Source organism: Buttiauxella ferragutiae, from assembly GCF_022637515.1.
Taxonomy (GTDB): Bacteria; Pseudomonadota; Gammaproteobacteria; order Enterobacterales; family Enterobacteriaceae; genus Buttiauxella; species Buttiauxella ferragutiae.
On sequence record NZ_CP093332.1, the window covers coordinates 3,126,333 to 3,151,712 of the forward strand.

Below are 25,380 nucleotides of genomic sequence, written 5' to 3' on the forward strand. Positions count from 1 at the left end.
ATGTAAACATTACCTGTTATCCAAACCATTTATTTCATAAGTGTAACGAGTAAGTACTTTTTTCTAACATTACCAGAGCCGTAATTTTAGAGTCAGATCTATAAAGAACATTAAAATTATCAACTTATAACTTTCCTCCAGAGTCTTCTTTAATCACTTAATAAGAGCACGTACAGAACAATGGTTGATAAAGAGCTCATTCGTCATGAAGTTGTGCCGTCGGCAAGGAAGGAGTCCAACAACCATGGGGAGTACCACTGGTATCATTCGATTACCGGGAAGGTAGCCATTTACCTGATGCTTGGGGTCTTGATTGCCTATAGCGTTGGTTCTGGTGCTGGATTTTTTGAAGTGAAGCGCATTTCTCAAACACAGTGGTTTAAGCAGGCTGCGACTAATTCGCAAATTACCAGCTATATTATTCGTAATATCTACACTTCCGTTGCTGTTAAATCCAATAGCGAAGGACAGGTTGTCAGCATTGAATCAGAAAGACCGCTATGGGATGACGAAAGCGTAATCCAGACAGGTTTCAATCCAGCCGATATGCTGACTCTGGTTTCAACGCAAACTCATAATCCAACGTGGTTATTGTATTACGATGATAAACACGGCTTTATTGATACCCAAACGCAACAACAAGTCACGATAACTGATGATAATAAAGGCCCAGGCTTTGCACTCAAGGAATATTACCGTGGATTTGCCACTCTCGGCAGCAAAGAGTATTTCGTCGGCTCGATTCCAATTGTTAATTTGTCAGGCAAGTTACTCGGTGCTGTGGTCACCAGTATCGGTGAACGTGACGCACTGTTGGAGATCCATAATCAATTATTGAATCACACTTTACTGATACTGGTTCTAATCCTCGGCGCGACAGTTGTTGTGGTTAATTGGCTGGTGCGTAATCTTTTTCGCCCCGTTCCCCGTCTTATCCAGGCAGTATCATCGATAGCCGATGAAAAAACCGATCAGGTTACACCGTTCCAGTCTCAGGAGGATGAAATAGGTGAGCTCGCAAGGGCGATTGAAAAGTTGCGGGTCGCTATGGTTGAGCGCGGCTATTTGCAACGCATGCAGGAGATGGCACTAAAAATGGAATACATGGCGCACCATGATTCTCTGACCTTACTGCCTAATAGAGTTGCCTATCGAAATTCCATCGACGGACGGCTGGTCAAAGTGAAAACCGAAGGCACCCTCTTTAATCTCCTGTTAATCGATTTGGATAATTTTAAACCTGTTAATGACACCTACGGACATGTCGTGGGAGACGAGTTGCTCGTCGAATCAGCGACAAGATTGTCCACCCTGGTCAGCAGTGGAGATACGGCTATCCGCTTAGGTGGGGACGAATTTGCCATTCTTCAGCAGGTTAATTGCAACCAGATCTCAGAAGCCGAGGCGTTAGCCAATAAAGTGTTACATGCACTTAACGCTCCCTTTAACTGCAGTGGGCATACTTTTGCCATCAGTAGCAGTATCGGGATTTCTTGCGCACCGCAGCACGGCCAAACCCGCGAGGATTTATTTGCGCACGCCGATCTCGCGCTTTACACCTCCAAAAACTTCGGCCGCAACTGCTTTCATTTCTACGCTAACGGCATGACCATGAACCACGAAGCAATGACTGTAGCGGGAAACTATTTTGACCAGGCGCCAGGCAATGCCCGAGTGACGACAGAGCCGGGCAAGAGAAAATAGAAAAGCCATGAAGAATCGAGTCTCTCATTTAAATTATTCATTATCCTCACTGGCTCTGATACTGACGCTCAGCTTCAGCCTGCTGGCATCTTCTGCCAGCAGAGCAGATGAGCTGGTTTCAAGTATCGAGAAAACCAGCGCGATTACGCTGAGCTATGAGACAGATGTTTTCCCCTTCTCCTATGTTGCAGATAACAAACCACACGGATACTCCATTGATATCTGCTATAAACTGGTCGACATGATCAGGCAGGAACTTCATCTGCCATTGTTGAAGATTAATTGGGTTCCAGTCACCACTGCTACTCAATTTTTAACCATCAAAAATAAAACGATCGATATGGGATGTATTCCCACGATCTACACCGCCGAGCGCCAACAAACCGTGACGTTTTCCGAGCCCTATTTCTTTTCGGCAACTCGTTTTGTCTCGCGTAAGGAAGATGATATTTCGGGCATTACCGAACTTAATGGGCATACGGTGATGGTAAAAAGTGGCACCGTGTTCGTCAGGCACATCCAGGATGCTAATGCTTTGTATCAGCTATCCCTTAACATTGACCTTGATACCGACAATGTTAAAGCCTTCTCTGAACTTGAAAGCGGCAGAACGCCAGCAATTATCTCCAGTGAGGTTTTATTACTTGGGCAAATAGCGCTTTCAGCCAATCCCGAGGCGTTTACCCTATCAGATGACTTGCTAAGCCCGCGCCTGCCCATCGGAATGCCGATGCAGAAAGGTAACCCCCAATTTGCGGAGTTGATTAATCACGCGATGAAGCGCCTGATGTTGAGCACTGAATTCATTACTATTTATAACAAATGGTTTATGCAGCCAATCATGCCTGAAGGTATTACGCTCAACTTGCCATTATCACCTGAGTTGCAGCAATCAACGCTTTCGAAACAATTTTATTCTTATTAAAAGGTTTTCACCGGGGCACCCCGGGGAATTTAGCCAACAATAAAAAGTTAAAAAAATGAAAAAAATGAGTTTTCTTACATATAGCCTAAGTTTTTTATTCGTCTGCTATACAGGACTGGTTCATTCCGACTCAAATCTCTCCACTTTGCAGAATATTTCTGCACGGAAAATGATTAATATTGGCTATCGTGATGCAGCCCCCTACTCTTATAAAACCAGCGATGGGCATGTTATTGGATATGTCATTGACTTATGCAGAGATGTTACCGAATCTTTGAAAAAGGAACTGCATATTAGCAATCTGGCGGTTAATTATGTTCCTGTGCCCCTTACGATGCGCACCACAATGCTAAACCATAATATTATTGATATGGACTGTTCGGTGAACACTGATACGGTGAAACGTGCAAGCCTCGTTCTTTTCTCTCGCCATTATTTATCTGTGAGTACACGTGCGGGGATGCAGGCAGGGAATTCTGTTCACACCTATAACGATTTAGCGGGGAAAACAATCAGTGTGGCAAGAGGCTCATCTGACTTAGTGAATCTTAATCAGCTTAACCGTCTGCAAAAGCTTAATATTTTGATCCTTTCTCAACCAACAATGAAAGAGTCATTTGATATGATGAGCAATCATAAATGTTTTGCTGCTGCCATGAATGAAGTGTCATTAAGAGAACTTATTGAAAATAGTGGGGATTCATCACAATATGCTGTTTCAGATGGGGTTTTTGGTCCTGCCCAGAACCTCGGTATTATGCTACGTCATGACGATACTGAGTTTAAAAAAATTATTGATAAGACGCTTTTAACTCGATTTGAACGCCCAGATTTCAAACAGTTCTATGAACAATGGTTTAATCATACCTTACCAGGAAAAAATATTAATCTTCATATCCCATTGACATCGTCCATGTATAAATATTTAACTCAAAAAGAGTCATGATTATTCAATCATATTTCTGAATATCAGAGATAAAAAAGGGAGAAAGCTTACTTTCTCCCCCAATACAGTTACCATGAATTGATGTTAATTACATCAATTGCAGAATCATGCAGAAAGACATACCGCACAATACACCATATAACAAGTTATTCTGTGCTGTTTTGCGTACGCGTTTTTGAGAATGGATGGTGACGTCTTCCAGTCTTTTACGTACGCTGCGCGAAACCTGAACATGGTGTGATATTACATCTTTTGAACAATGTCGGAATCTAGCAATATCATCCCGAATAAACTCATCGACAACACCCTTGTTAGCTTTGAGTTCGCGGACAATTCCTTCAAGCATTTTCTCCATGCCTTTTACCCGCAGGACAACATCTTCTTCCATTTCCAGTGACAACATAATCAAAATCCGTGATTAATAATAACACTCAGAGGTAAATCATTTACCTCCTATCCATTGTTCAATAATAATGTAGCTAAGAAATAACCTAATCAAGCACATAAAGATTAATAAAACTTAAGTTGAAAATATTTCAAGTGAATTGGCGCTAAATTGCTCATCCGTGAATAACAATTGAAAGCTTACCGTGTAAAGGGCTATTTCTGAATAGTAACGAGATTTGCCAGCGTGGGAACTTCGTTGTCCAGTAAGGGGCTTTTAATGCCCACAATTTGTTTTCAACAAAATATTACATTCTGCAAATAATTTTTAAGACCCATTCATCATATAGAGAAAGCTGAAGCGTTTTTCTGGATGTAAACCCATTGCCAAAAACAGGACACCACTCTTTTTTCCTTACCAGTCTCGGCAATATTTTATTAACGCATTGATAACACTTCGCTGTATTTCTGCGCATTCCGATTTTGAAACAGTGTTTTTAATTCCTTTCGCTGCAAGTTACCTCTATAATATGCGAGGTCCTGACTTGAATGGTTTCAGCACATTGAACTGTCTTATTACATTAGAAAGCAATCCACATCACCGGCAGGCTGAACCGCAAGCACACTTTCCTCTGCACGCTTTATTTCTGTCACCTATCCTTACCAGGTGGCACTTGAACAATACCAGCTTTAGTTTGCGCTCCGGCGCCCGTATCGACCGGAACCGAATTTTCACAATCCTTCTCAACTTACAGATAAGACTGTCATGAAAAAGACTAAAATTGTTTGCACCATCGGTCCAAAAACCGAATCCGAAGAAATGCTGAGCAACATGCTTGATGCTGGCATGAACGTAATGCGTCTGAACTTCTCCCACGGTGACTACGAAGAACACGGTCAGCGTATCAAGAACCTGCGCAACGTAATGGCGACATCAGGTAAGAAAGCAGCAATTCTGCTGGACACCAAAGGTCCTGAAATCCGCACCATCAAACTGGAAGGTGGCAAAGACGTTTCTCTGAAAGCGGGCCAGACTTTCACTTTCACCACTGACAAAACTGTTGTAGGTAACAGCGACATCGTTGCTGTGACTTACGAAGGTTTCACCAGCGACCTGAGCGTGGGCAATACTGTACTGGTAGACGATGGTCTGATCGGTATGGAAGTCACTGCAATTGAAGGTAAAAACGTTGTTTGTAAAGTACTGAACAACGGCGACCTGGGCGAAAACAAAGGCGTTAACCTGCCAGGCGTTTCCATCGCTCTGCCAGCTCTGGCTGAAAAAGACAAACAAGATCTGATCTTCGGTTGCGAACAAGGCGTTGATTTCGTTGCTGCGTCCTTCATCCGTAAACGTTCTGACGTCGTTGAAATCCGCGAGCATTTAAAAGCTCATGGCGGCGAAAACATCCAGATCATCTCTAAAATCGAAAACCAGGAAGGCCTGAACAACTTCGACGAAATCCTCGAAGCTTCAGACGGTATCATGGTTGCTCGTGGTGACCTGGGCGTTGAAATCCCGGTTGAAGAAGTTATCTTCGCGCAGAAGATGATGATCGAGAAATGTGTTCGCGCTCGTAAAGTTGTTATCACTGCAACTCAGATGCTCGACTCCATGATCAAAAACCCACGCCCTACCCGTGCAGAAGCTGGTGACGTTGCTAACGCCATCATCGACGGTACCGACGCAGTAATGCTGTCTGGTGAGTCTGCTAAAGGTAAATACCCACTGGAAGCCGTGACCATCATGGCTACTATCTGTGAGCGTACTGACCGCGTGATGACCAGCCGTCTGGATAACAACCATGACAGCCGTAAACTGCGCATTACTGAAGCAGTTTGCCGTGGTGCGGTTGAAACTGCAGAAAACCTGGAAGCGCCAGTCATTGTGGTCGCAACCCAGGGCGGTAAATCAGCGAAAGCTGTGCGTAAATACTTCCCGAACGCAACTATTCTGGCGCTGACCACCAATGAAGTGACTGCTCGTCAGTTAGTTCTGAGCAAAGGTGTGATTCCTCAGTTGGTTAAAGAAATCGCTTCTACTGATGATTTCTACCGTCTGGGTAAAGAAGTTGCGCTGGAAAGCGGCCTGGCTCGCAAAGGCGACATCGTAGTGATGGTTTCTGGTGCTCTGGTACCAAGTGGCACAACCAATACTGCGTCTGTTCACGTACTGTAAATTTACTGTGAACGAATAATTTGCTTAAAAAGCGCCTTCGGGCGCTTTTTTTATTCGGCTTAGAAGCCATTTCTGATTAAAAAGCAAATCGGCCTGCTCTATTTAAGTCGTGTTTTACTAAGATGAATCCGATTAAAATCCTCTGTTTTTTCTATTTTTTTTAGGTTTTAGCCCCGGTTCGGTGTTTCTTTGAGCGAACGATCAAATTTAAGTGCATTCCCATCAAAAATTTATTCTCAAGATAAAAAACTTTGTGTAATACTTGTAACGCTACATGGAGATTAACTCAATCTAGAGGGTATTAATAATGAATCGTACTAAACTGGTACTGGGCGCGGTAATCCTGGCTTCTACTATGCTGGCAGGTTGTTCTTCTAACGCTAAAATCGATCAACTGTCTTCTGACGTTCAGACTCTGAACGCTAAAGTTGATCAGCTGAGCAACGACGTGAACGCAATGCGTTCTGACGTTCAAGCTGCTAAAGACGACGCAGCACGCGCTAACCAGCGTCTGGACAACCAAGCTCACTCTTACCGTAAGTAAGAGTACTTGTATTAAAATGGCGCACATTGTGCGCCATTTTTTTTGCCTGAATATCCTGCACTCAAAACGCCTCTAATTCATCACCACGCTACTCTGCCCGCTAACCATGCTCCCAGTACTGTTTGTCGCAGGCGCGCTGCCTGTGGTCGTTCTGACGCTCTGTATCGGGGTAATGTTGACGGGTTGTGATGGAACACCTTGCGCAGCATTCACTAATACCGGATAACCCGCTCGCCTCGCGATGGCACTATCTACCTGCGCTTTGTCACTCATCGGGTTGTCGATAAACGAACCAAACGAGGCTGAAATAGCAATCGGCACGGTTTGTGGATTCTCCCAGTCATTACGCGACAACGGCTGATGCACTTCCACATAACGCCTGCCATCAGGTTCGATGCTGAATTTCACCGGCTCGTTGATGATTTGAACCCGTGTCCCCCACGCCACCTGGCTAAACAACGCTTTAATATCCGGCGCACGCATACGCATACAACCCGAACTCACGCGTAAGCCAATACTGTTACGGGCATTAGTACCGTGAATCAAAAACTCGCCGCCGCCCTGCTCCAGGCGCAGTGCATAACGCCCAAGTGGGTTATTAGGCCCTGCTGGCACCACTGCGGGCAGCGTAATACCTTGTGCGGCTGAACGTGCACGAATATTCGCGGTTGGCGTCCAGGTCGGATTAGGGATTTTTTGACTGACGCGAGTCACCATCACTGGTGTTTCACGCCCAAGCTGACCAATACCGAGCGGATAAACCTCAACCCGGTTCTGCCCTGGCGGATAGTAATACAACCGCAACTCGGCCAAATTGATAACAATCCCCTCACGCGGGGCATCTGGCAGAATCATTTGCGACGGTATGGTTAATTCACTTCCCGGTTTCGGTAAGAAAGGGTCAACAGTATTGTTTGCCTCGATTAACAGTAACACTCCGGTATTATATTTCGCAGCAACTGCCTCAAGGTTTTTACCATCACCAGGAACAATATAGGTTTGATTCTCGCCAATTATTCGGCTGCCAGGAGGAGGCAATAAATAGTCAACGGCCCAGGCCGACTGGCTTACCGCCAGAGCACTGATAAGAATTAATGTAATTTGAGAGAACGCGCGCTTCATACTGGATTCCTGTATTCACCGGCTGGAATGCCGGAATGCTGAAAACCGTACGAGGTAATAAAATTACCTCGCGTTTACAGGATGAAAGCTGTTCTTTGAGTTTAGCTAAGATTAGAAGCTTTGGTACGGATTGCGCGGATCATTGCTTCAAGCCCCTGGGAACGAGAAGGTGTAAGGTGCTGAGCCAACTCAAGTTTCTCAAACCATGGGCGAACATCAAACGCAACAATATCCTGCGCAGTCATCTGTTGGTAGAGAATAAACACGATAGCAATCAGCCCTTTGACTATCGCGGCGTCGCTGTCGCCCTCAAGCTTCATCACACCATCAGGCTGTTGCTGCATCACAATCCACACCTGGCTCTGGCAACCCTGAATGGTGTTTTCCGCTTTGCGCTCACTTTCAGGGAACTCGGGCAGACGCCCGCCAAGTTCAATGATGTAGAGATACTTATCTTCCCAGTTGCTGCAGCGGCTGAAATTCTTCAATAACTTTTCTTTGTCGGGCATGGTGGCCATGGCTTTCTCCCTGTTAGCCCAATAGACGATGGATACGCTGTAACCCCGTCACCAGGCGATCCACCTCTTCTTCAGTGTTATACATGGCGAACGAAGCGCGACACATCGCCGGAACCTGGTAGAACGCCATTAACGGCATGGCGCAATGGTGCCCGGTACGCACCGCAATGCCATAGTTATCGAGAAAACTCCCCACGTCGTAGGCATGATGTTTACCCAAATTAAACGCGATCACCCCAAGACGTTGATCCGGGCCGTAAATCGTCAGGTCTGGAACCGCTTTTAGCGCCTGCTGCGCATAACGCATCAGCGATTGCTCGTACTCGCTCACCTCAGTTAAGTTTAGGCTATCGACATAACGTAACGCGGCGCCCAGTCCGATGATGCCTGCGGTATTTGGCGTCCCCGCTTCGAAGCGCCACGGTGCCGCGGCGTAGGTCGTGCCTGCGGTCAGGCTCACACTGGCGATCATCGACCCGCCGCCTTCCCACGGTGGCATGTTTTGCAGGATTTCTTCACGGGCATACAACACGCCAATACCCGTTGGGCCGTAAATTTTATGCCCCGAGAAAAGATAGAAATCGCAATCCAACTCTTGCACATCGATAGTGTGGTGCATGATGGCCTGAGCCCCATCCACCAGCACTTTCACACCAGCCTGATGCGCTGTGGCGATCATTTCTCGCACCGGGTTTTCAGTGCCCAGTACGTTAGAAACCTGGGTAATCGCCAGCAATTTTGTACGCTCATCAATCAGCGTAGGGAACACATCCAGTTGCAAAGTGCCGTCCTGATTCAGCGGAATCACACGCAGTGTTGCACCGGTATGCTCACAGAGGATTTGCCACGGCACGATATTCGCGTGGTGCTCCATGGTGGAAATAATGATGTTATCTCCGGCCTGGATATTGGCACGCCCCCAGCTGTTGGCGACCAGGTTAATCCCTTCGGTGGTGCCGCGAACAAAAACGATTTCTTCTGGCGATTGCGCATTAATAAAACGCGAAACCTGGTTGCGTACGTTTTCCATTAACTGTGTCGCTTCCGCGCTCAGCGTATGGATCCCGCGATGTACCGCAGCGTAACCGTGGCTGTAAAAATCCAGTTCAGCATCAATGACCGCCTGCGGTTTTTGCGCGCTAGCGGCACTGTCTAAATAGACCAGCGGCTGCCCGTTAACCTCCCGGCTTAAAATTGGAAAATCAGCACGCACCCGTTCTATGGAAAAACTCATGCCTCGCCCCCTGCAAACCGTTGGCCGATCCGCGCCAACACTTGCTGTTTTAATGCTTCGTCACGAATGCTTTCCGTAAGCTCTGCGGCGAAGGCATAGATAATCATCTGAAGTGCAGCCTGCTCTTTAATGCCACGCGAACGCAGGTAGAACATCTGTTCATCGTCGATACGGCCGATGGTGGCACCGTGGCTGCATTTCACATCGTCGGCGTAAATTTCCAGTTGCGGCTTGGTGTCCACTTCCGCAAGACGCCCAAGCAACAGGTTGTTGTTGGTCATCTGTCCGTCAGTTTTAATCGCATGCTGCGCCACTTTGATCATGCCGTTAAACACCGCCCGGCCTTTATCGCGCACGATGGTTTTATGCAGCTGACGGCTGTTGCAGTAGCCTTTGTTGTGTTCAAGCCAGGTTCGCGTGTCGCACACTTCGTTGTTAATCGGCAACGCCAGACTGTTCATGCGCAACTGCGTATTTTCGCCATTGAGCTGCGAACTGGTGTTATGGCGCAACACCGCGGTACCCAACAAGAAGCTGTTGCTGTCAACGGTGGCATCCTGGCCTATCACTAAATCGTTATGGGCAAAGTGGTAGCTTTGCGCGTTCTCAAACGCCAGCTTGTAGTGGTGCAACTGGCTGTTTGCCGCTGCATCGACAGTCAAGCGTGCGCCCGTGAAATGCGCCTGATCATTCAGACTGACGTAATGCTCGATAACCGTCGCTTTAGCACCCTCACCAAGAGATAAATGGTGGCGATAGTGCGCAGTATTCATTTCACCCAATTCACTGCCACGGCTGATGTGCATCAATAACAACGCCTTAGCGGGGCTATGATTTCGCGCAACACGGATATGCGTCACGCTTTCGGCGAGGCTTTCAGTGAGATGCAGAAACACTTCACCCTGCACGGCTGCTGGCAAAGAATCACGCTTTTCATCAACGATAACGTCAAAACCGCTATTGGTGAGATCGTCACTTAGCTCAGCGTTAAAGCGCCCATCGACAAACACCAGTCGCCACGCATCTATTGGCAGCACCAGCTCGTCGCGTTGCACAGCTGTAAAAACTTCAGGTGCGGGCAAGATAAACTGATTATTCAGTAGCCCTTCAAGTGGCGTATATTTCCAGTTTTCATGTTTGCGCGTTGGCAGACCCAGACGCAGCATTTGCTGCATATGTTCCTGCGCTTCTTTGCTTCGTTTATCGCCCTGGCTTTCAAACAGGTGGTGCCACTGTTGCAGAGCGTTGCTGTTACTGCTGTTCGGTAAGCCAGCCATAACCCTGCTCCTCCAGTTGTTTCACCAGACTGAAATCTCCCGATTTTACAATCCTGCCCTGATACAACACATGAACAAAATCAGGCTTGATGTAATCAAGAATACGCTGGTAGTGCGTAACGATGATGAATGAACGGTTGCCATCACGCAGGGAGTTAACACCTTCAGCGACAATTTTCAGCGCATCAATATCCAGCCCGGAATCTGACTCATCAAGAATGCACAGTTCCGGTTCAAGCACCGCCATTTGCAGAATATCGTTACGTTTTTTCTCACCGCCAGAAAAACCCACGTTCACTGAACGGCTCAGCAAATCTTCCGGCATTTTCAGCAGTTTGATCTTCTCTTCCATCAAATCCTGAAAATCAAAACGGTCGAGTTCTTCAAGGCCGCGATACTCTCGCACCGCATTCAGCGCGGTTTGCAGGAAGAACTGGTTGCTGACTCCCGGAATTTCTACCGGATACTGAAACGCCATAAAAATGCCTTCTCCGGCACGGTCTTCCGGCGATAACTCAAGTAAGTCTTTGCCTTTAAAATGAACTTCGCCACCGGTCACTTCATAGTCTTCACGACCAGCAAGCGTTGCAGAAAGCGTACTTTTCCCGGAGCCGTTCGGCCCCATAATGGCGTGTACTTCGCCCGGTTTCACTTCAAGGCTCAAACCGCGCAGGATCTCTTTGTCCTCAACGCTTACCTGTAAATCTTTAATGCTCAGCATAATTTTCCCTTAATCCTTAACCGACGCTATGTTCCAGACTGATCGCTAATAGTTTTTGTGCTTCCACCGCGAATTCGAGCGGCAATTCTGAGAACACGTCTTTACAGAACCCGTTGACGATCATCGAAATTGCATCGTCCTGGGCTATCCCGCGTTGCAGGCAATAGAACAACTGATCTTCCCCGATGCGCGAGGTGGTGGCTTCGTGCTCAAGCTGGGCGGTATTATTGCGGCACTCAACATACGGGAAAGTGTGCGCGCCGCTGTCCGGGCCGATAAGCATCGAATCGCACTGTGTGAAGTTACGGGCGTTGGTCGCCGTCGGCATGATTTTCACTAAACCGCGATAGCTGTTCTGGCTATGCCCGGCGGAGATCCCTTTCGAGATAATTGTCGATTTGGTGTTTTTGCCGATGTGGATCATTTTGGTGCCAGTGTCGGCCTGCTGATTCCCGGCAGTCAGCGCTACGGAGAAAAACTCGCCAATAGAGTTATCGCCACGAAGAATGACACTTGGGTATTTCCAGGTAATAGCAGAACCGGTTTCGGATTGCGTCCAGGACATTTTGCTATTTGCCCCTTCGCACAGCGCACGTTTGGTCACAAAATTCAGAATGCCACCCGTGTTGCCATCGCCTGGGAACCAGTTTTGTACCGTGGAATATTTCACTTCAGCATCTTTATGGATGATGACTTCCACCACCGCTGCGTGAAGCTGATAGCTGTCGCGCACAGGTGCTGAACACCCTTCGATATAACTGACGTAGCTGCCTTCATCAGCGACTAAAATGGTACGTTCGAACTGCCCAGTTTTCTCGGCGTTAATACGGAAATAGGTAGAAAGCTCCATCGGGCAACGTACGCCTTTCGGCACATAAATAAACGTGCCGTCGGAGGCAACCGCCGCGTTAAGTGCGGCAAAGAAGTTGTCGTTACTCGGAACCACGGTGCCGAGATACTTTTGCACCAGCTCAGGGAATTCGTGAATCGCCTCGCCAAAGGAGCAGAAAATAATCCCCTGTTCAGAGAGTTTTTCACGGTAAGTGGTGGCAACAGAAACGGAGTCAAAAATCGCATCCATGGCGATATTCGAGCCTTCATGCACCGGAACACCTAGCTGTTTAAATGCCTCTTCTACTTCACCGGTCAGATAGGCGTTGCTGCCGGGTTTCTGAACCGCACCCGGTTGAGACTCACAGTTATCGTCGCAACTCCCGCACGACGGCGCGGAGTAATAGCTGTAATCCTGATAGTTAAGTTTTTCGTAATTGGCCTTCAGCCAGTGCGGCTCTTCCATTTCAAGCCAGGCACGATATGCGCTCAGGCGAAATTCCAGCATCCACTCAGGCTCATTACGCCGCGCAGAAATTGCCCGCACCACATCTTCGTTGATGCCGTGCGCCATTTCGTCGGTTTTTAACTGGGTGAAAAAACCTTCTTTATAAGAATGGCTGCCCGCCCAGGTTTGCACTTCTTCAGACGTTTCAGTGTTACGTGACATAATCCCGCCTACACCCCAAAGCTTTCACCACAGCCACATTCGTGCTGGGCTTTCGGGTTGTTGAATTTGAATATTTCGTTTAATCCTTCGCGCACATAATCGACTTCCGTCCCGTCGATAAACGGCATCGCTGAAAGTGGCACCCACAGCTTTGCGCCGTCTGTTTCAAAAAGGAGATCGTCGGGTTTTGGTTCTTTTACGGTGTCCAGTACATAGCCAAACCCTGCACAACCTGTCTGTTTAATCCCCAAACGCACACCCAAAAATCCAGGTTGCTGGCTTGCCAGTTTGCGAATATGTGAGCACGCATCAGGGGTCAACGTCAGTCCCTTCCAGGCAAATTCACTGGGATCGAAGCTACCGGTTTGCACATCCATAGTTCACCTCTTAATGTTTTGGCGCCTAAAAGCCTACACCCCATGTTAATGATAACTATTATCAATACAACATCCTGATAACAGGGGTATTCGAAAAATGCTGCATTTTTAGGCGTCTTAACTAAGGATAGACCCTACTGAAAGTCTTGCAGGTGGTGAAAAGAGCTATTTAAGCCACTGAATTGAGAAGGATTTAAATGCCGGGCGAATGATTAGGTGATAGAAAGTAAAAGATGTATAGAGAATACCGATTTATGCGATAGGTAACCTAAAATGTCTGAAAACAACGATTTACTGCAACATCAACAATTTAACTATTTCTGCTTAATCTGGTGACGTGAAAATAGCCTCAACACTTCCTGTTGCAAGATCCAGACAGGTGGCCTACGGGCATTTAACTCGAGACTGCATGTTCACTGATTCAGTTCGGACACTGCCAGCGCTGCAACTTCTAATGCTATGGATGCTGTTTCGTTGCTCTCGAGTGACCATGTTGTTGAGAGTCCGCACCACGCAATGATCCATTTGAGTAGACGCTCTCTATCAAGGCCCGCCATTTCGCTAACCAGATTCAGTCGTTGTTTAAATATTCCTGGGACAGTAGCAACCCGGGGTATGGGATTGCCAAGATCCGGATTGGTAAAAATATTGGCAAAGTCGAAACCTCGTTCACCGATGATTCCTTTTGGATCAATGGCCAGCCAGCCTGAGGCACCGAAATCAAGAACGTTCTCATGATGTAAGTCGCCATGTAATACGACCAACTCTTGTGGAGTCGATAACAACTCTTCTGCTATTTCAGCGCTACGCGACAGGATGCCTCCATACAGCTGGGCTGCTGATTGAAGAGGACAAAACCACTCAGCCAGAGTCGGAAGTTGTGGTAAAGGCCGTTTTGGGGTGGTGTGAAGTCTGTTTGCTGTAAAGCATAAAATCCGACACGCCTCAGCATCCTGACTTTCCCGGGACATAGAGGAGAGTGATGCCTCCCCCATTGCGCGTGCGAGAAGAATGGCTTCATTTTCATATGCAATAACCTGTGCTGCGCCATTTCCTTCCCACCATGACATTAGAGCATTACCGGATTGCTCATCCGCATCATCTGTGATTTTAAGCATGGCTTTCATACCTCCTGTTATTGTCTCAACAGGCAAGAGTTTGGAGGTATGGGTTGTGAACGGTGTACCATCTGGAATGAGGTTCCAGCGATCTAACCAGAGTGTGAACCCGCTAATGTCCATAATATTTTCCTTACTTCCTTATCGTGAAAGTCACTGAATGCGACAGGCATGTGAACAATTCTAACTCATAGCTTGAGTAAATTTTTCTCAACTTAAATCTGATGGTTAGGTCATTCATGCAACTGTATTTAAAAATAAGAAAACATAAGATTGTTAAGGTTATAACCTCGTCATATTTTCAAAGTGTGTATTTCCCCTCAAGGAATAAGCATCATGATTAAGCGTCGCACTCTCAAAACTGCATTTGCGGCGGTTATTTCTCTGACGGTCCTTGCAGCCCCCGTTTATGCAAACCCGGGCAACGGCAATGGTGGCGGTAATCACGGTAACAGTGGTAATAGCGGGGACCAGGGCAACAAAGGCCAGGGTAACGGAAAGTCGAATGAGGATCATGGCAAGCGGTGGGTAATGATTTGGTGCTTATTGCTTTAAGCATGGCCATTGTGACCTCCGTCATTAACGGTGTGTTCGATTAACATATTCCCCTGTCCGTGAGCCTCGCATCTGCGGGGCTTTTTTATGCCCAGCGACAATATCCCCTGTTCTTCATTTTGTTAAATACCGTGACCATTAGCCCGGTAATTGTACTGAGTCCTTCATACGCTTAATATATATGAGAAAGTGGCTTTGACGAGCAAGAAAAATCCGTTCGTTAATTTTAATTTTGTTGGTAATTATATTCTACGGAAGGATATCCAATGCGCTATACACCTTTTATAATTGTGCCTTTATTAAGTGCCTGTAGTTTCAGTTTTATGAAGTTTGATAATTATCCGTTAGTACAAGCGACGTACGCGACTAATGCGACAAAAAGCTCCGTTATTGCAGCGGGTGGGAAACCAGACAGTGAGATGAATGTTCCAGAAATCAATGGGACTTGCATCAATTACACGCTAAAAAAAGATGCTGAGACAATGCCTTTTTATGTGGCATTCGATGAGAATGGAAACCGCAAACATTATGGCTATATCTCCTGCCAACAGGCGAGAGCCAAAGGAGTATTTAGCCAGTAAGTCATCATAAAAGATCATTCCTCTTCTCACTCTATACAGTCAGAAGAGGGATGTGTGAATTTCTCTAAATATTAGTAACCTGCAGCCTTATTAGCCGCTTTTATACGCTTATTCCTGCTGTCTTTTTCATGGCTATCTTTAGCCTGCATTATGCCACCAGCAGCATCTACCCAGTCATTAGCTGTACAACCGGATAATACCACGCCCAACATAAGTGCAAGTACATACTTCATTATAGCTCCATAAACTCATATCTGTATAAATAACGTCCGTGTAATACTTAAAGTATTTGACGCTTACGCCGTTATTTTGACAAAAAAAGAGTTCATGGGCAAGGTGCGCTGGATTCAAGGCTGTTTTATATAGCGCGTGAGATACAACTTATAGCTGAAATAATTTAAGTTGCAGGCTATATAATAGACCTGCAACTTAAACAAAATGGATGGATTATTAAGCGGAAGTATTGAGCAGTGATTTATTTGCTTCGAGCGCGTCAACCGCACATTGCTGATCCAAATGCCCGCCAGGTGCGCCGCCAATACCAATAGCGCCAATAGTCTGGTTATCGACTTTGACAGGAACTCCACCGCCCAATAATAAGAAGCCAGGGATATCACGCATATTCTGCGCACCGGCGTTATCCTGTGCACTCTTCATAACATCACCGGTGGCATTTTTGGTAGTCAGCGCGGTGTATGCTTTCATACGGCTGGCTTCTACAGTATGCGGACCTGCGTTATCCATGCGTTTAACAATTTTCACCACACCCGCGCGGTCAACAACCGTTACCGCCACGTTGTAGTTTTTAGCGCTACAGGCCTGGATTGCGCTCTGTGCGAGCTTATCGGCAAACTCGAGTGAGAGGTTCTTTTCGCTCAGCACGTTGCTGGCGAATGCAGGCATTGCTGCGGCACCACTGAACAGAACAGCCGCTAACAAGATTGATTTTTTCATGGTTTCTTCCCTCAACTCGGAGTGATTAATTTACAGGAGTTAAGGTAACCAACCGTGCGATGCGAAACCATTCGGGCGAATACCTGGTAAACCAGGTAATTTTACGTAGTTCCTTTTAAACCACCGTAGATTTTAATCAGCTTCGCCAGCGAGTTTATTTCTAGCCGGGCAAACAAACTCGCGCGGTGCGCTTCCACGGTTCGCGGTGACAACGAAAGATCGCGAGCCATCTCTTTGTTCGATTTCCCCTGCATGATAAGCGCCATCACTTCATGCTCGCGGGCAGAAAGAGTCGCCAGTTTCGCCTGTAAATCGGCCTGATTTTCACGCTGTTGCTGGCTGAGTTTCTGTTGTTCGAGTGCCGCCCCCACTGTTTCAATCAGCAAATCTGCATCAACTGGCTTGGTAAGAAACTCAAACGCGCCATTTTTAAATGCACGACGGCAAAGATCGATACTGCCGTGACCCGTCATCATAATGATTGGCAAAGTGCTCCCCATTTGCTGCCAGTTCTCAAGCAACGTAATGCCTGACTTTCCTGGCATGCGAATATCCAGCAGTAAACAACCGTTCAGGTTTTGCACATCAGGCTCTGCTTCCATAAAACACTGCACGCTTTCAAAAACCTTCGTTTCCCATCCCATGGTCGCCAGAAGTGCGCTTAGCGAAAAGCGTATCGCTTCATCGTCATCAATTAGGTAGATACATTGCGCCATCATGCCTCCTGTTGAGCAAAGGGAAATATCAGGGTAAAACACGCTCCGCCATTGGGGCTATTTTCTGCCTGAATGCTGCCGTTAAGCCGTTGTACCAGCGTTTCGGTCAACGCCATTCCTAACCCCAGCCCTTCTTTTCGAGTCGTGAAGAAAGGCATAAATACTTGCTCTAAGGCCTGTTCGGATAAACCCTGCCCGCCATCCTTGACCGTCAGAATAATGCTGTCAGCCGTCTGGGATGCATTGATTGTGACCCAGGCTTTGTCCGTTTGCTGCTGCGCCTGAATCGCGTTATTGAGCAGATTATGGAAGATTTGCTCAATACCCAATGGCGAGGCGATGAGTGGAGGCAGAGACTCAGGAATCTGGTTAATGACACTGACTTTGCCACGCTCGATTTCGTTGCCCAGCAGCATGACCACTCGTTCCCAAACCTGGCGCAAATTGACCGGTTGCAGTGCCTGTTCGTCACTGTGCAATTTTTCTCTGAATGCCAGTAGCAGAGCGCTGATGCGTTTGGTTTGCATAACCGACGCATCCAGCAGTGGCTGGGCTTTTTCCGCCTGTTGCTGCTTAATTAAACGCTGTGCCGTCTGCGAATAACTTAAAATTGCCGTGAGTGGCTGATTCAGTTCGTGCACCATGCCTGCGGCGATTTCTCCCATCGCATTCAAACGCGCCAACTCTGAAAAATGAGCGCGTAAATTGGCAATATTGCGCTGTCGTTTAGTCATCTGATACTGATTATAAAAGTAGATAACGACCGCCCAAAAAACACCCACCAGCAGTAAACCCAACCAGGGCAAACTTCGCCAGTCCGGATTACTCGTCACCAGCAAATTCAACGGCTGTGAAGGGCTGGCGATGTGCTTTTCCCAACTCCACCAGTCATTCTTGCCTTCCGCCCCCTGCGTGAGAAGCGGCGTATCTTTCCAGTTAAGGCTGAAATGGTGGAATTTCTGGGTGCGAACAAAATCGGCCAGCAACGTTGGCAAATCAATCAGCAAAGATCCCTGCGGCGAGTTTATCCAGTAAGTGCCTGCACGCGCAGGGTTAATATCCGGGCGTGGTGGCTCATGGGGTTTGGTTTGCCAGCGCAGAATATAGGGGAATTTTTGCTGCACGACTTTCGGGTCGCTGCTGTTCGAAAGCAGCGCGAGGATCACATCATTTTGCGCAAGCTTAACCGTGATATCACGGTACAAAATACGAAACTCGGCGCTTTGTTCCTCATACTGCTGATGTAACGCATAGATAACCACGCCGCCGCCAGAGAGCACCGTGAGAATCAGCCAGATGAGTAGTTTACGCATCGCGTTCCTTAATTCGGCGAAGTGTTAAACAGCGGTCAAAGCCATCCTTTCCTGGTAAAGGTGATTCTGGTCGCTTCGTTTAAATCATAGTTGTTCAGGTCTGACGGTTTGACCCAGGCGATTTCCTGAAACTCTTCATTAAAAGTGACCTGGCGATTGGCGCTGATGCAATCGAACAACAGATAAATCATGTAGATTTCTTCTTTGCTACCATCAGCATAGGTTTTTACCCGAATATCATCCGCAAAGGTCCAGGGTTTGATGCGGGTTATCTGTAACTCAGCCCCCAGCTCTTCCTGGATTTCGCGCAATAACGCCTCTTCCATTTTCTCCCCAGGCTCCATTCCTCCGCCAGATAGCGCCCATTGGCCGGGAAAAACACCGCGATCGTCCGCCATCTTACACAGCAGCACTTCGCCATTATTTTCAATAATCGGGCAAACGATAACTCTCTGACGCATTGGATTTCCTTATGTTTTATGGCCGCCGTATGACCTTAACAGATTACTCAATTTGCTTAGAAAAATATTTTGCGAGGCACTTTCCACAATTTTTGGCAGTGGCTGTCGCTCCCCGTTTTCTGGTAATACAGTCGCATTTTCTCGTGACTGAGAAAATATATTACGACTCCAACAGAAACGTACAAAGTACGAGAAAGGACTTGTCAATCGTACTGTGTACGCATAGGATCATCACAAGGAAATGAGTACGATATGGATTATTTTGAATTCATCGAGACAGTAATCTTCAGCAGGCAGAGAGCTACGTTGCTAGATGATGACAGCTTCATGGAACTTCAGGTATTCCTGATCAAATATCATTCAGATGGCGATACGATACGCAAAACCGGTGGCTGCCAAAAGATAAGATGGAATCGCCCTGGTATGGGAAAACAAGGCGGGGTCAGGGTTATTTATTATGTCGTCGAACCTGATAACAGAATTTTTTTGCTAACGGTTTACGCTAAAAATGCAAAAGACGATCTGACTGACGCAGAAAAAAATACATTTAAAAAATTAACTGAAAAACTGATTATTCAAAAACAAATACCCCTCAGCTCAACGGTAAAGGCCTTGATATGGATAAAGAACTTTTTGACGATTTGGTAAAAAGCATGGAAGAGATGGTTGCCATTCATAATGGAGAAGTGCAACCGCCTCCTGAGAGGATTCACCGCCACCCGATGCCAGCGGTAAAAGAAATCCGTGAAACTGCCGGATTAAAACAAGAAGAATTTGCCCGTGCTGTAGGCGTTAGCCCTTCGCTGGTACAGAGCTGGGAGCAAAAACGCCGCATCCCATCAGGGTCATCGCTAAAAATATTGTTGATGCTCGAACACAATCCGGCGCTGATTAATGTGCTGCTGGCACTGTAGCTACAATCTTTTAATGGCTTGAGTTATTCATCATATTTATGATGAGAAATACATCCATTTATTTAAAAGCGTAATTTTTCACTCTATGCAAATCAAAAAAATTGTTTGCGAGTGGCTTTCCAGTATCTGAATCACACGCTTTCGGATGCGTTTTTAAAGCAATAATATACCCACGCACCTGCGAAATCAGGTGCCAGGCCTGGCGTCCTGCACACTGACGGAAAATCACTTTTAATCATTCATTCGTTAGAAAGGACGCCGAAATGGTTGCTTATCTTCACTACTTAACACCTATTTCAATTAACACCAAAAACCTCGATATCATCGATCTTGCCGAACGCTGTGAATTACTCACCGATATATTAATCGATAGCGAAAACCCAGCCGAATGCGTAGCGCTGTGCAATTACGTATATGCACATATTGAAGCGATAAAAGAGAATCTGGATAAACCATTATCGGCTGCACGTATTGAACAATTATCGGTTGACGATCCGTCTGAATTCCCCGATGCGAAATGGCTTGCGGATAGCGACGATCTTTGTGATTACTGCCAGGCTGTTGCGCGAGCGATGTTATGCCGCTCGCTGCCATTGAAAGCAACACAGCAACTGAATGGTTTATTGATGCGGCTGGTTAATGCGCTGGTAGATGATTTAAAAACGCCGCGCTTTTTGCGTACTGTAAATGTAGCCTGAAAAACTGGTGGATGACGCTAGCGCTTATCCACCCTACAACGGCATTTCCCAGGTCGGGTAAGCGCAGCGTCACCCGACATTTTCTTTGTGCTCTTTTTCGTTTTAAAGTAGCAGCGCTGAAAATCCCCCTTTACTGTAAATCCCGTTGCCGTAAATGCAGCGTCTCAGAAGGTTTCTCAAGAAACAAGCGTTGATAGTCCGTCGCAAACTGCCCCAGATGCCAGAAACCCCATTGCATAGCGGCATCTTTCACTGTGCTCCAGGTCGACCATGGGCTTATCAATTCGCGGCGGACGGCATTCAGGCGCAGGGTTTTTAACCACGCATTCGGGCCGATACCCAGCACCGCCTGGAAGCCATTTTGCAAAGTACGGCGGCTAACGTGCAGTTCATTACAAAGGTCGAGCACCGTTAATGGTTCCGACGTGCGGCTTAGCACGCAGTCACGCGCTTGCGACACCAACTTTTGGTAACTGATTTTGCGTGAGATTACCTCAGAAGAGACAGGCTGAGCACTTTCCAGCAGTTCACTCACCCCGGATAACAGATTATGGGTGAGCACTTTACGCACATTCTCATTACGCATAGATTGCGGGTCGATACTGCCGTGAGCCAGGGCATGATGGATAAAACACCACAGTGTCTCTTTCTTCTGCTGGCAAACATCCAGCGCAGAGTTATTCAGCAAAAGCTTAAACAGTGTTTCCGGTTCATGAAACAGCCCGGCGTTACGAAATAACACATCGTTGGCGATGACGACCCCAAGAATGGTGTATTCGTCTGGCGTGCTCAGCTCAAATTCAGCCCCGCCAGGGCGGACCGCGATCTCTTCCTTCCCCAGCAGTTGGGAACCGATAAACCCCTTTTCACCATGAGTAGCAGGTATGCCAAACCAAAAAGCATTTGGCCATACCATGCACGACTGACGAAGCGCCAGACTGGTGTATTCACGAAACATCTGAATATCATCCAGCAGCATCTCCGTCAGCTCCCCCTGAAAATGCCCTGGCTGGAGCTGATCATAGAGTTGCTGCCATGCCGTTATGGTGCAGGCATGTTCATACACATCTTTAGTGACGCGCTGTTGTACGCTCTCTTCTTCAATCAGAGGCATCACTTTTTCGTCCAGCGCGTACTCAGTTTTACGCAAATGGTGTAAGTCAGCATTTATTTTGCTACTCATACGCGATTCCTTGCGTCGCTAATCCGGCTTCAGACGATAGCGGCTGCTACGTTTGCGCAATTTCCCGTCACGGAATAGCGCATCGAGCTGTGCTTTAGCTTCTTCAAGCGGCCAGTTAAAATGTGCCGCAACTTCACCGACGGTCATGCCATGCGCCTGAGTTTCCAGGGCATCAAGCAGTGGCTGGGTATACTGCGGTTTTTTAACCGCAGGTTTACGCCCAAACCCACAAACCAGCCGCTCGATGTCTTCATCCGGGCGGCCCAGTTCCTTACGGCTAATAACTCGCCCGGTGCGGCTGGCAGCAGCAGACCCCGCATCCAGCGCAGCGCGACAGGCCGCGAGGTCACCTTCGACAACCAGCGTCACCATGCCAGGGTTGAGCACTTCGTGGCTGAGTAAACGCACGTTTGCCGCTTTTAGCATCGCATCTGCAGCGTCGATACCCGCCACCAAACCGTAAACTTCCAGTAAGCCGAGAGAGTTCATTATTGGCCCCCTACGCGCGCTGGATTGGGTTACGTGCTATCTCAAGCACCGCTTCGCTAAAGGCATTACAGGCGGCTTTACATGCAGCCTGGCTACCAGTCATAAACGCCGCGGAGTAGTTGGTTTCCGATGGCGGCGGCACGTAGGTAACAATGCTCACATCAGCAGATTTCAGCGCAGCATCAATGCCAAAGGTGGCTTCCAGCGGCGGCGCAACCAGATAAGCCATTGGGTCACCCAGCAAAATTCCGGCGGTAGTCGAAAGATACGACCCTGTACGGGAAATTAAATGTGCCAAAAACGCGGTATCCTCTGCATCGTTGGCCCACTGGAATGCTGGTCCTTGTTCGATAGTGGCAAGCATGGAATCCAGCCCGGCGCGCACTTCCGCCGGATTCGGCCCACCCAGCATAATCAGCACTTCCCCAGCTGTTGGCGATGGACCATGTGCGGCACCTGCGTACAATGAACGGCCAAATACCACTTCAACCTGTGCCTGTTTAGTCGCTTCGTCGGCTGCGATATAGGTTACATCATCGGAATCGGCAGTAATCAAACCCAGGCTACGAATATGGGAAGGCAATTTCAACTGGCGGGCAAATCCTTCGCTCACGTTGGCGATAACCCGCATCGCTTTCACATTCGGTTTAATCAAATCTAAAGCTGGCATGATATCGCTCCCTTTAACGAGTCAGGTTGATGCCCGACGCTTTCTGCGCCAGCATACGTTTTGCAAGTTCGACAATGACGGCAGCCGCTTCTACTGGCGGTGTGCCACCCCGGTGAATGTTGGAAATGCAAGTACGGTCGGCTTCAACCGTGGTGGCTGTTTTTGGTGAATACACGGCGTAGCAAGACAAGCTTTCAGATTGCCCAAGCCCTGGTCGTTCGCCGACCAGTAAAATCACCACTTTCGCACCTAACAGCTCGCCGATTTGGTCTTCTATCTTCACGCGCCCGTAACGCACGAAGAAAGGCGTGCCGACATGCAGACCAGACTGTTCCAGCCCCTGTAGCAGTGGCGGTAAAATCTCGCCGTAGTTGGCGGTTATCGCATCGGTTGAAAGCCCGTCGGAGATAACCACCTGAACATCCGGGTTTTGCTTACAGCTGGTGCGCAGCAATTCGATAGCATTCGCACTCAGACGGCGCCCTAAATCCGGGCGGGTCAGGTATAGGTTTTTGTCGCTGATTTCTGATTGCAGCTCCAGCAAACCCTGTTGCTGCACCCATTCGGCTGGCACTTCTTTGAGAACGGTATCCTTGGAACGGGAATGGTCGGCCAGGAAACGTAGCAACGCCTGAGTACGCGGACGCGGGCCAGCACGCCCTGTACACACACGGGCAACCGTGCTGTGGCGCAATTCTTCCAGCACATCTGCGCGATGCGGGTTCTGCACACCAATCCACATTTTCGCCTCAACAGAACCTAAATCGACGCTACAGCTTTCTTCAGTCGTAGTCGTTGCGGCAGGCGTGGTTGGGGAAGCGGCCTGCACAGGCGGTACTGCATTTTCCGGTGTATCCATGTTTGCCAGAATGCTGCGTACAATTTCTTCAATCTGTTTTTGATCCATGATGATTTCCCTGATGATTTCAGAAGAACAACGACGGGTCGCCCGCCCGTGAAGTTAAACGGCCATTTGCCATCAACCCCATGGTTTCCAGCCATGCCTCAAACTCCGGCGAAGGCCGCAGGTTCAACAACTGACGCACAGTGGCGGTATCGTGGAAGGCCGTAGTTTGATAATTCAGCATGATGTCATCGCCAAGCGGCATGCCCATGATGTAGTTACACCCGGCGGTCGCCAGCAAGATCATCAGGTTTTCATTGAGGTTTTGGTCCGCATCCGCGTGGTTGGTGTAGCAGCAGTCACAGCCCATTGAGATGCCGCTGAGCTTGCCCATAAAGTGGTCTTCCAGACCGGCGCGGATAATCTGGCGGTCGTTATAGAGATATTCCGGCCCAATAAAGCCGACAACGGTGTTGACGATAAACGGATCGTAATGGCGCGCCAGACCGTAATTTCGCGCTTCCATCGTCACCTGGTCTGCACCAAAGTTGGCTCCGGCAGACAGTGCCGACCCCTGCCCGGTTTCGAAGTACAGGCAGTTTTCTCCGGCAATACGGTTGAACTCCGCACCTACCGCGCGCGCTTCGTCCAGCATGGCAAGCTCTACGCCGAATTCCTTCAGCCCCTTCTCGCTGCCACAAATACTCTGGAAGATAAGCCCGCCAGGTGCGCCGCGTTTAATCGCCTCAATTTGTGTGGTGACGTGCGCCAGTACGCAGCCTTGCGTCGGAATGGAGTACTTGTCGATAACGCTGTAAATGGTGTCGAGCACGCGGGTTAAGTTGCCAACATCGTCGGTCACCGGGTTAACCCCAATGACAGCATCGCCCACACCGAAACACAGCCCTTCGTAAATTTGTGCCTCAATGCTGCGCACATCATCGCGGGTATCGTTCGGTTGCAGGCGTGCGCTGAACGTGCCGGGTAAGCCAATGGTAGTGTTGGCTTTTTTGATGACCGGCATTTTTTTGCCGCCATAGACTAAATCTGCGTTTGAGCAGATTTTTGCCACCGCAGCCACCACTTCAGAACTGATGCCTTTGCGCAAGAACGCAATGTCATCAACGCTGGTTTCATCGCTAAGGATGTATTCACGCAGCTCGCTAATGCTCCAGTTTTTAATCCGGGCATAGGAAGTTTCGTTGATGTCATCCTGAATAATGCGCGTCACGCAGTCGTCTTCGTAAGCGATAACCGGGTTCATGCGGATATCCGCCACCGTCATCTCAGACAACACCTGTTTTGCCGCCACACGCTCCTGCGAACTCTGTGCGGCAACGCCTGCCAGCACATCACCGGAACGCAGTTCGTTGGCTTTCGCCAGCACTTCTTTAACATCCTTGAACTGATAAACTTGCCCAAACAACGTGGTTTTTAATTTCATTGTGTCGA

29 protein-coding genes and 1 pseudogene are annotated in these 25,380 nt (G+C 47.9%); 11 read left to right on the forward strand and 19 right to left on the reverse strand.

Annotated elements, in window-relative coordinates; all coding sequences use genetic code 11:
- The first annotated feature begins 180 nt into the window (after nucleotides 1–180).
- Genes MNO13_RS14365 through MNO13_RS14375 form a run of 3 tightly spaced genes read left to right on the forward strand, consistent with a single transcriptional unit; the run spans nucleotide 181 to nucleotide 3,575 of the window.
- Nucleotides 181–1,704 carry a diguanylate cyclase domain-containing protein gene (locus MNO13_RS14365; RefSeq protein WP_241938924.1) on the forward strand — a complete coding sequence of 508 codons (1,524 nt, stop codon included), beginning with the start codon at nucleotides 181–183 and terminating at the stop codon, nucleotides 1,702–1,704.
- A 7-nt stretch (nucleotides 1,705–1,711) separates the two neighbouring features.
- A complete protein-coding gene (locus MNO13_RS14370) occupies nucleotides 1,712–2,629 on the forward strand; it encodes an amino acid ABC transporter substrate-binding protein (protein WP_133523080.1) in 918 nt (305 codons plus the stop codon).
- A gap of 55 nt (nucleotides 2,630–2,684) precedes the next feature.
- Nucleotides 2,685–3,575 (forward strand): transporter substrate-binding domain-containing protein, encoded by an 891-nt coding sequence (locus MNO13_RS14375; RefSeq protein WP_241938925.1) that lies wholly within the window; start codon nucleotides 2,685–2,687, stop codon nucleotides 3,573–3,575.
- Between the two features lie 88 nt (nucleotides 3,576–3,663).
- Here the strand turns inward: MNO13_RS14375 and MNO13_RS14380 are convergent, their stop codons facing one another.
- Nucleotides 3,664–3,978 carry a hypothetical protein gene (locus MNO13_RS14380; protein ID WP_064547422.1) on the reverse strand — a complete coding sequence of 105 codons (315 nt, stop codon included), beginning with the start codon at nucleotides 3,976–3,978 and terminating at the stop codon, nucleotides 3,664–3,666.
- A gap of 511 nt (nucleotides 3,979–4,489) precedes the next feature.
- Between MNO13_RS14380 and ynhH the strand changes: the two genes are divergently transcribed.
- From ynhH to MNO13_RS14390, 3 genes are all read left to right on the forward strand, one after another.
- Complete coding sequence (ynhH, locus tag MNO13_RS24560) at nucleotides 4,490–4,729, forward strand: protein YnhH (RefSeq protein ID WP_422387222.1); 240 nt, start codon at nucleotides 4,490–4,492, stop codon at nucleotides 4,727–4,729.
- The gene (gene pykF / locus MNO13_RS14385) at nucleotides 4,726–6,138 is read left to right on the forward strand and encodes a pyruvate kinase PykF (RefSeq protein ID WP_064547424.1); all 1,413 of its coding nucleotides are present in this window, start codon (nucleotides 4,726–4,728) and stop codon (nucleotides 6,136–6,138) included. Before ynhH ends, pykF begins: the two co-directional genes overlap by 4 nt.
- A gap of 307 nt (nucleotides 6,139–6,445) precedes the next feature.
- Nucleotides 6,446–6,682, forward strand: a complete 237-nt coding sequence (locus MNO13_RS14390) for a major outer membrane lipoprotein (protein ID WP_034455915.1) — start codon at nucleotides 6,446–6,448, stop codon at nucleotides 6,680–6,682.
- Nucleotides 6,683–6,754: 72 nt separating this feature from the next.
- On the opposite strand, the gene ldtE is transcribed toward MNO13_RS14390, so the two are convergent.
- The 8 genes from ldtE to MNO13_RS14430 all read right to left on the reverse strand — a co-directional run bounded on the left by ldtE (nucleotide 6,755) and on the right by MNO13_RS14430 (nucleotide 14,673).
- Nucleotides 6,755–7,804, reverse strand: coding sequence for a L,D-transpeptidase LdtE (gene ldtE / locus MNO13_RS14395; protein ID WP_064547426.1), 1,050 nt, complete (start codon nucleotides 7,802–7,804; stop codon nucleotides 6,755–6,757).
- Nucleotides 7,805–7,905: 101 nt separating this feature from the next.
- Entirely contained in the window at nucleotides 7,906–8,322 is a 417-nt protein-coding gene (gene sufE / locus MNO13_RS14400) for a cysteine desulfuration protein SufE (RefSeq protein ID WP_064547428.1), read from the reverse strand.
- A gap of 13 nt (nucleotides 8,323–8,335) precedes the next feature.
- Nucleotides 8,336–9,556, reverse strand: a complete 1,221-nt coding sequence (sufS, locus tag MNO13_RS14405; protein WP_241938926.1) for a cysteine desulfurase SufS — start codon at nucleotides 9,554–9,556, stop codon at nucleotides 8,336–8,338.
- Nucleotides 9,553–10,833 (reverse strand): Fe-S cluster assembly protein SufD, encoded by a 1,281-nt coding sequence (sufD, locus tag MNO13_RS14410; RefSeq protein ID WP_241938927.1) that lies wholly within the window; start codon nucleotides 10,831–10,833, stop codon nucleotides 9,553–9,555. Before sufD ends, sufS begins: the two co-directional genes overlap by 4 nt.
- A complete protein-coding gene (gene sufC / locus MNO13_RS14415; RefSeq protein ID WP_133523085.1) occupies nucleotides 10,808–11,554 on the reverse strand; it encodes a Fe-S cluster assembly ATPase SufC in 747 nt (248 codons plus the stop codon). Before sufC ends, sufD begins: the two co-directional genes overlap by 26 nt.
- A 16-nt stretch (nucleotides 11,555–11,570) precedes the next feature.
- On the reverse strand, nucleotides 11,571–13,055 hold the full coding sequence (gene sufB, locus MNO13_RS14420) for a Fe-S cluster assembly protein SufB (protein WP_232886840.1): 1,485 nt from the start codon (nucleotides 13,053–13,055) through the stop codon (nucleotides 11,571–11,573).
- 8 nt (nucleotides 13,056–13,063) lie between these two features.
- Nucleotides 13,064–13,432 (reverse strand): Fe-S cluster assembly scaffold SufA, encoded by a 369-nt coding sequence (gene sufA / locus MNO13_RS14425; protein ID WP_121815525.1) that lies wholly within the window; start codon nucleotides 13,430–13,432, stop codon nucleotides 13,064–13,066.
- 413 nt (nucleotides 13,433–13,845) lie between these two features.
- Nucleotides 13,846–14,673 carry an aminoglycoside phosphotransferase family protein gene (locus tag MNO13_RS14430; RefSeq protein ID WP_241938928.1) on the reverse strand — a complete coding sequence of 276 codons (828 nt, stop codon included), beginning with the start codon at nucleotides 14,671–14,673 and terminating at the stop codon, nucleotides 13,846–13,848.
- A gap of 213 nt (nucleotides 14,674–14,886) precedes the next feature.
- On the opposite strand from MNO13_RS14430, the pseudogene MNO13_RS14435 reads away from it, so the two are divergent.
- Nucleotides 14,887–15,075: pseudogene (locus MNO13_RS14435) on the forward strand (hypothetical protein); the annotation flags it as partial.
- Between the two features lie 296 nt (nucleotides 15,076–15,371).
- Nucleotides 15,372–15,686 carry a hypothetical protein gene (locus tag MNO13_RS14440; protein ID WP_241938929.1) on the forward strand — a complete coding sequence of 105 codons (315 nt, stop codon included), beginning with the start codon at nucleotides 15,372–15,374 and terminating at the stop codon, nucleotides 15,684–15,686.
- 71 nt (nucleotides 15,687–15,757) lie between these two features.
- On the opposite strand, the gene MNO13_RS14445 is transcribed toward MNO13_RS14440, so the two are convergent.
- The 5 genes from MNO13_RS14445 to nudI all read right to left on the reverse strand — a co-directional run bounded on the left by MNO13_RS14445 (nucleotide 15,758) and on the right by nudI (nucleotide 19,130).
- Complete coding sequence (locus tag MNO13_RS14445) at nucleotides 15,758–15,919, reverse strand: hypothetical protein (RefSeq protein ID WP_166642090.1); 162 nt, start codon at nucleotides 15,917–15,919, stop codon at nucleotides 15,758–15,760.
- A gap of 217 nt (nucleotides 15,920–16,136) precedes the next feature.
- A complete protein-coding gene (locus MNO13_RS14450; protein ID WP_133523089.1) occupies nucleotides 16,137–16,640 on the reverse strand; it encodes a GlcG/HbpS family heme-binding protein in 504 nt (167 codons plus the stop codon).
- Nucleotides 16,641–16,741: 101 nt separating this feature from the next.
- The gene (locus tag MNO13_RS14455; protein ID WP_121815522.1) at nucleotides 16,742–17,356 is read right to left on the reverse strand and encodes a response regulator transcription factor; all 615 of its coding nucleotides are present in this window, start codon (nucleotides 17,354–17,356) and stop codon (nucleotides 16,742–16,744) included.
- A complete protein-coding gene (locus tag MNO13_RS14460) occupies nucleotides 17,356–18,669 on the reverse strand; it encodes a sensor histidine kinase (protein WP_241938930.1) in 1,314 nt (437 codons plus the stop codon). The genes MNO13_RS14455 and MNO13_RS14460 overlap by 1 nt, the downstream gene beginning before the upstream one ends.
- A gap of 35 nt (nucleotides 18,670–18,704) precedes the next feature.
- Nucleotides 18,705–19,130 carry a nucleoside triphosphatase NudI gene (gene nudI / locus MNO13_RS14465; RefSeq protein ID WP_121815520.1) on the reverse strand — a complete coding sequence of 142 codons (426 nt, stop codon included), beginning with the start codon at nucleotides 19,128–19,130 and terminating at the stop codon, nucleotides 18,705–18,707.
- A 252-nt stretch (nucleotides 19,131–19,382) separates the two neighbouring features.
- On the opposite strand from nudI, the gene MNO13_RS14470 reads away from it, so the two are divergent.
- From MNO13_RS14470 to MNO13_RS14480, 3 genes are all read left to right on the forward strand, one after another.
- Nucleotides 19,383–19,778, forward strand: a complete 396-nt coding sequence (locus MNO13_RS14470; RefSeq protein ID WP_269811556.1) for a type II toxin-antitoxin system RelE/ParE family toxin — start codon at nucleotides 19,383–19,385, stop codon at nucleotides 19,776–19,778.
- Nucleotides 19,748–20,044, forward strand: coding sequence for a NadS family protein (gene nadS / locus MNO13_RS14475; protein WP_133523092.1), 297 nt, complete (start codon nucleotides 19,748–19,750; stop codon nucleotides 20,042–20,044). Before MNO13_RS14470 ends, nadS begins: the two co-directional genes overlap by 31 nt.
- Before the next feature lie 263 nt (nucleotides 20,045–20,307).
- A complete protein-coding gene (locus MNO13_RS14480) occupies nucleotides 20,308–20,742 on the forward strand; it encodes a hypothetical protein (protein WP_241938931.1) in 435 nt (144 codons plus the stop codon).
- Between the two features lie 130 nt (nucleotides 20,743–20,872).
- Here MNO13_RS14480 and eutR read toward each other — a convergent pair whose 3' ends face one another.
- From eutR to MNO13_RS14505, 5 genes are read right to left on the reverse strand one after another with little or no spacing between them, the layout of a single operon-like run.
- The gene (gene eutR / locus MNO13_RS14485) at nucleotides 20,873–21,925 is read right to left on the reverse strand and encodes an HTH-type transcriptional regulator EutR (RefSeq protein WP_064547451.1); all 1,053 of its coding nucleotides are present in this window, start codon (nucleotides 21,923–21,925) and stop codon (nucleotides 20,873–20,875) included.
- An 18-nt stretch (nucleotides 21,926–21,943) separates the two neighbouring features.
- Nucleotides 21,944–22,417: an ethanolamine utilization microcompartment protein EutK gene (gene eutK / locus MNO13_RS14490; RefSeq protein WP_064547453.1), complete on the reverse strand. Its 474-nt coding sequence runs from the start codon at nucleotides 22,415–22,417 to the stop codon at nucleotides 21,944–21,946.
- Between the two features lie 7 nt (nucleotides 22,418–22,424).
- Nucleotides 22,425–23,084 (reverse strand): ethanolamine utilization microcompartment protein EutL, encoded by a 660-nt coding sequence (gene eutL, locus MNO13_RS14495; RefSeq protein ID WP_064547455.1) that lies wholly within the window; start codon nucleotides 23,082–23,084, stop codon nucleotides 22,425–22,427.
- 13 nt (nucleotides 23,085–23,097) lie between these two features.
- Nucleotides 23,098–23,991, reverse strand: coding sequence for an ethanolamine ammonia-lyase subunit EutC (eutC, locus tag MNO13_RS14500; RefSeq protein WP_232886847.1), 894 nt, complete (start codon nucleotides 23,989–23,991; stop codon nucleotides 23,098–23,100).
- Nucleotides 23,992–24,010: 19 nt separating this feature from the next.
- Nucleotides 24,011–25,372: an ethanolamine ammonia-lyase subunit EutB gene (locus MNO13_RS14505; RefSeq protein WP_064547459.1), complete on the reverse strand. Its 1,362-nt coding sequence runs from the start codon at nucleotides 25,370–25,372 to the stop codon at nucleotides 24,011–24,013.
- Nucleotides 25,373–25,380 lie beyond the last annotated feature (8 nt).

Excerpts from the sequence above, each read along its gene's own strand:
- sufD (WP_241938927.1), bottom strand. The coding sequence starts at position 10,833 with ATGGCTGGCTTACCGAACAGCAGTAACAGCAACGCTCTGCAACAGTGG.
- MNO13_RS14505 (WP_064547459.1), bottom strand. The coding sequence starts at position 25,372 with ATGAAATTAAAAACCACGTTGTTTGGGCAAGTTTATCAGTTCAAGGAT.
- MNO13_RS14370 (WP_133523080.1), top strand. The coding sequence starts at position 1,712 with ATGAAGAATCGAGTCTCTCATTTAAATTATTCATTATCCTCACTGGCT.
- ldtE (WP_064547426.1), bottom strand. The coding sequence starts at position 7,804 with ATGAAGCGCGCGTTCTCTCAAATTACATTAATTCTTATCAGTGCTCTG.
- eutC (WP_232886847.1), bottom strand. The coding sequence starts at position 23,991 with ATGGATCAAAAACAGATTGAAGAAATTGTACGCAGCATTCTGGCAAAC.
- eutL (WP_064547455.1), bottom strand. The coding sequence starts at position 23,084 with ATGCCAGCTTTAGATTTGATTAAACCGAATGTGAAAGCGATGCGGGTT.
- MNO13_RS14450 (WP_133523089.1), bottom strand. The coding sequence starts at position 16,640 with ATGAAAAAATCAATCTTGTTAGCGGCTGTTCTGTTCAGTGGTGCCGCA.
- MNO13_RS14460 (WP_241938930.1), bottom strand. The coding sequence starts at position 18,669 with ATGCGTAAACTACTCATCTGGCTGATTCTCACGGTGCTCTCTGGCGGC.
- sufS (WP_241938926.1), bottom strand. The coding sequence starts at position 9,556 with ATGAGTTTTTCCATAGAACGGGTGCGTGCTGATTTTCCAATTTTAAGC.
- pykF (WP_064547424.1), top strand. The coding sequence starts at position 4,726 with ATGAAAAAGACTAAAATTGTTTGCACCATCGGTCCAAAAACCGAATCC.
- MNO13_RS14455 (WP_121815522.1), bottom strand. The coding sequence starts at position 17,356 with ATGGCGCAATGTATCTACCTAATTGATGACGATGAAGCGATACGCTTT.
- MNO13_RS14390 (WP_034455915.1), top strand. The coding sequence starts at position 6,446 with ATGAATCGTACTAAACTGGTACTGGGCGCGGTAATCCTGGCTTCTACT.
- MNO13_RS14470 (WP_269811556.1), top strand. The coding sequence starts at position 19,383 with ATGGATTATTTTGAATTCATCGAGACAGTAATCTTCAGCAGGCAGAGA.
- nadS (WP_133523092.1), top strand. The coding sequence starts at position 19,748 with ATGGATAAAGAACTTTTTGACGATTTGGTAAAAAGCATGGAAGAGATG.
- ynhH (WP_422387222.1), top strand. The coding sequence starts at position 4,490 with ATGCGAGGTCCTGACTTGAATGGTTTCAGCACATTGAACTGTCTTATT.
- sufB (WP_232886840.1), bottom strand. The coding sequence starts at position 13,055 with ATGTCACGTAACACTGAAACGTCTGAAGAAGTGCAAACCTGGGCGGGC.
- sufC (WP_133523085.1), bottom strand. The coding sequence starts at position 11,554 with ATGCTGAGCATTAAAGATTTACAGGTAAGCGTTGAGGACAAAGAGATC.
- MNO13_RS14445 (WP_166642090.1), bottom strand. The coding sequence starts at position 15,919 with ATGAAGTATGTACTTGCACTTATGTTGGGCGTGGTATTATCCGGTTGT.
- nudI (WP_121815520.1), bottom strand. The coding sequence starts at position 19,130 with ATGCGTCAGAGAGTTATCGTTTGCCCGATTATTGAAAATAATGGCGAA.
- MNO13_RS14365 (WP_241938924.1), top strand. The coding sequence starts at position 181 with ATGGTTGATAAAGAGCTCATTCGTCATGAAGTTGTGCCGTCGGCAAGG.
- MNO13_RS14375 (WP_241938925.1), top strand. The coding sequence starts at position 2,685 with ATGAAAAAAATGAGTTTTCTTACATATAGCCTAAGTTTTTTATTCGTC.
- MNO13_RS14380 (WP_064547422.1), bottom strand. The coding sequence starts at position 3,978 with ATGTTGTCACTGGAAATGGAAGAAGATGTTGTCCTGCGGGTAAAAGGC.
- MNO13_RS14440 (WP_241938929.1), top strand. The coding sequence starts at position 15,372 with ATGCGCTATACACCTTTTATAATTGTGCCTTTATTAAGTGCCTGTAGT.
- MNO13_RS14430 (WP_241938928.1), bottom strand. The coding sequence starts at position 14,673 with ATGGACATTAGCGGGTTCACACTCTGGTTAGATCGCTGGAACCTCATT.
- eutR (WP_064547451.1), bottom strand. The coding sequence starts at position 21,925 with ATGAGTAGCAAAATAAATGCTGACTTACACCATTTGCGTAAAACTGAG.
- sufE (WP_064547428.1), bottom strand. The coding sequence starts at position 8,322 with ATGGCCACCATGCCCGACAAAGAAAAGTTATTGAAGAATTTCAGCCGC.
- MNO13_RS14480 (WP_241938931.1), top strand. The coding sequence starts at position 20,308 with ATGGTTGCTTATCTTCACTACTTAACACCTATTTCAATTAACACCAAA.
- sufA (WP_121815525.1), bottom strand. The coding sequence starts at position 13,432 with ATGGATGTGCAAACCGGTAGCTTCGATCCCAGTGAATTTGCCTGGAAG.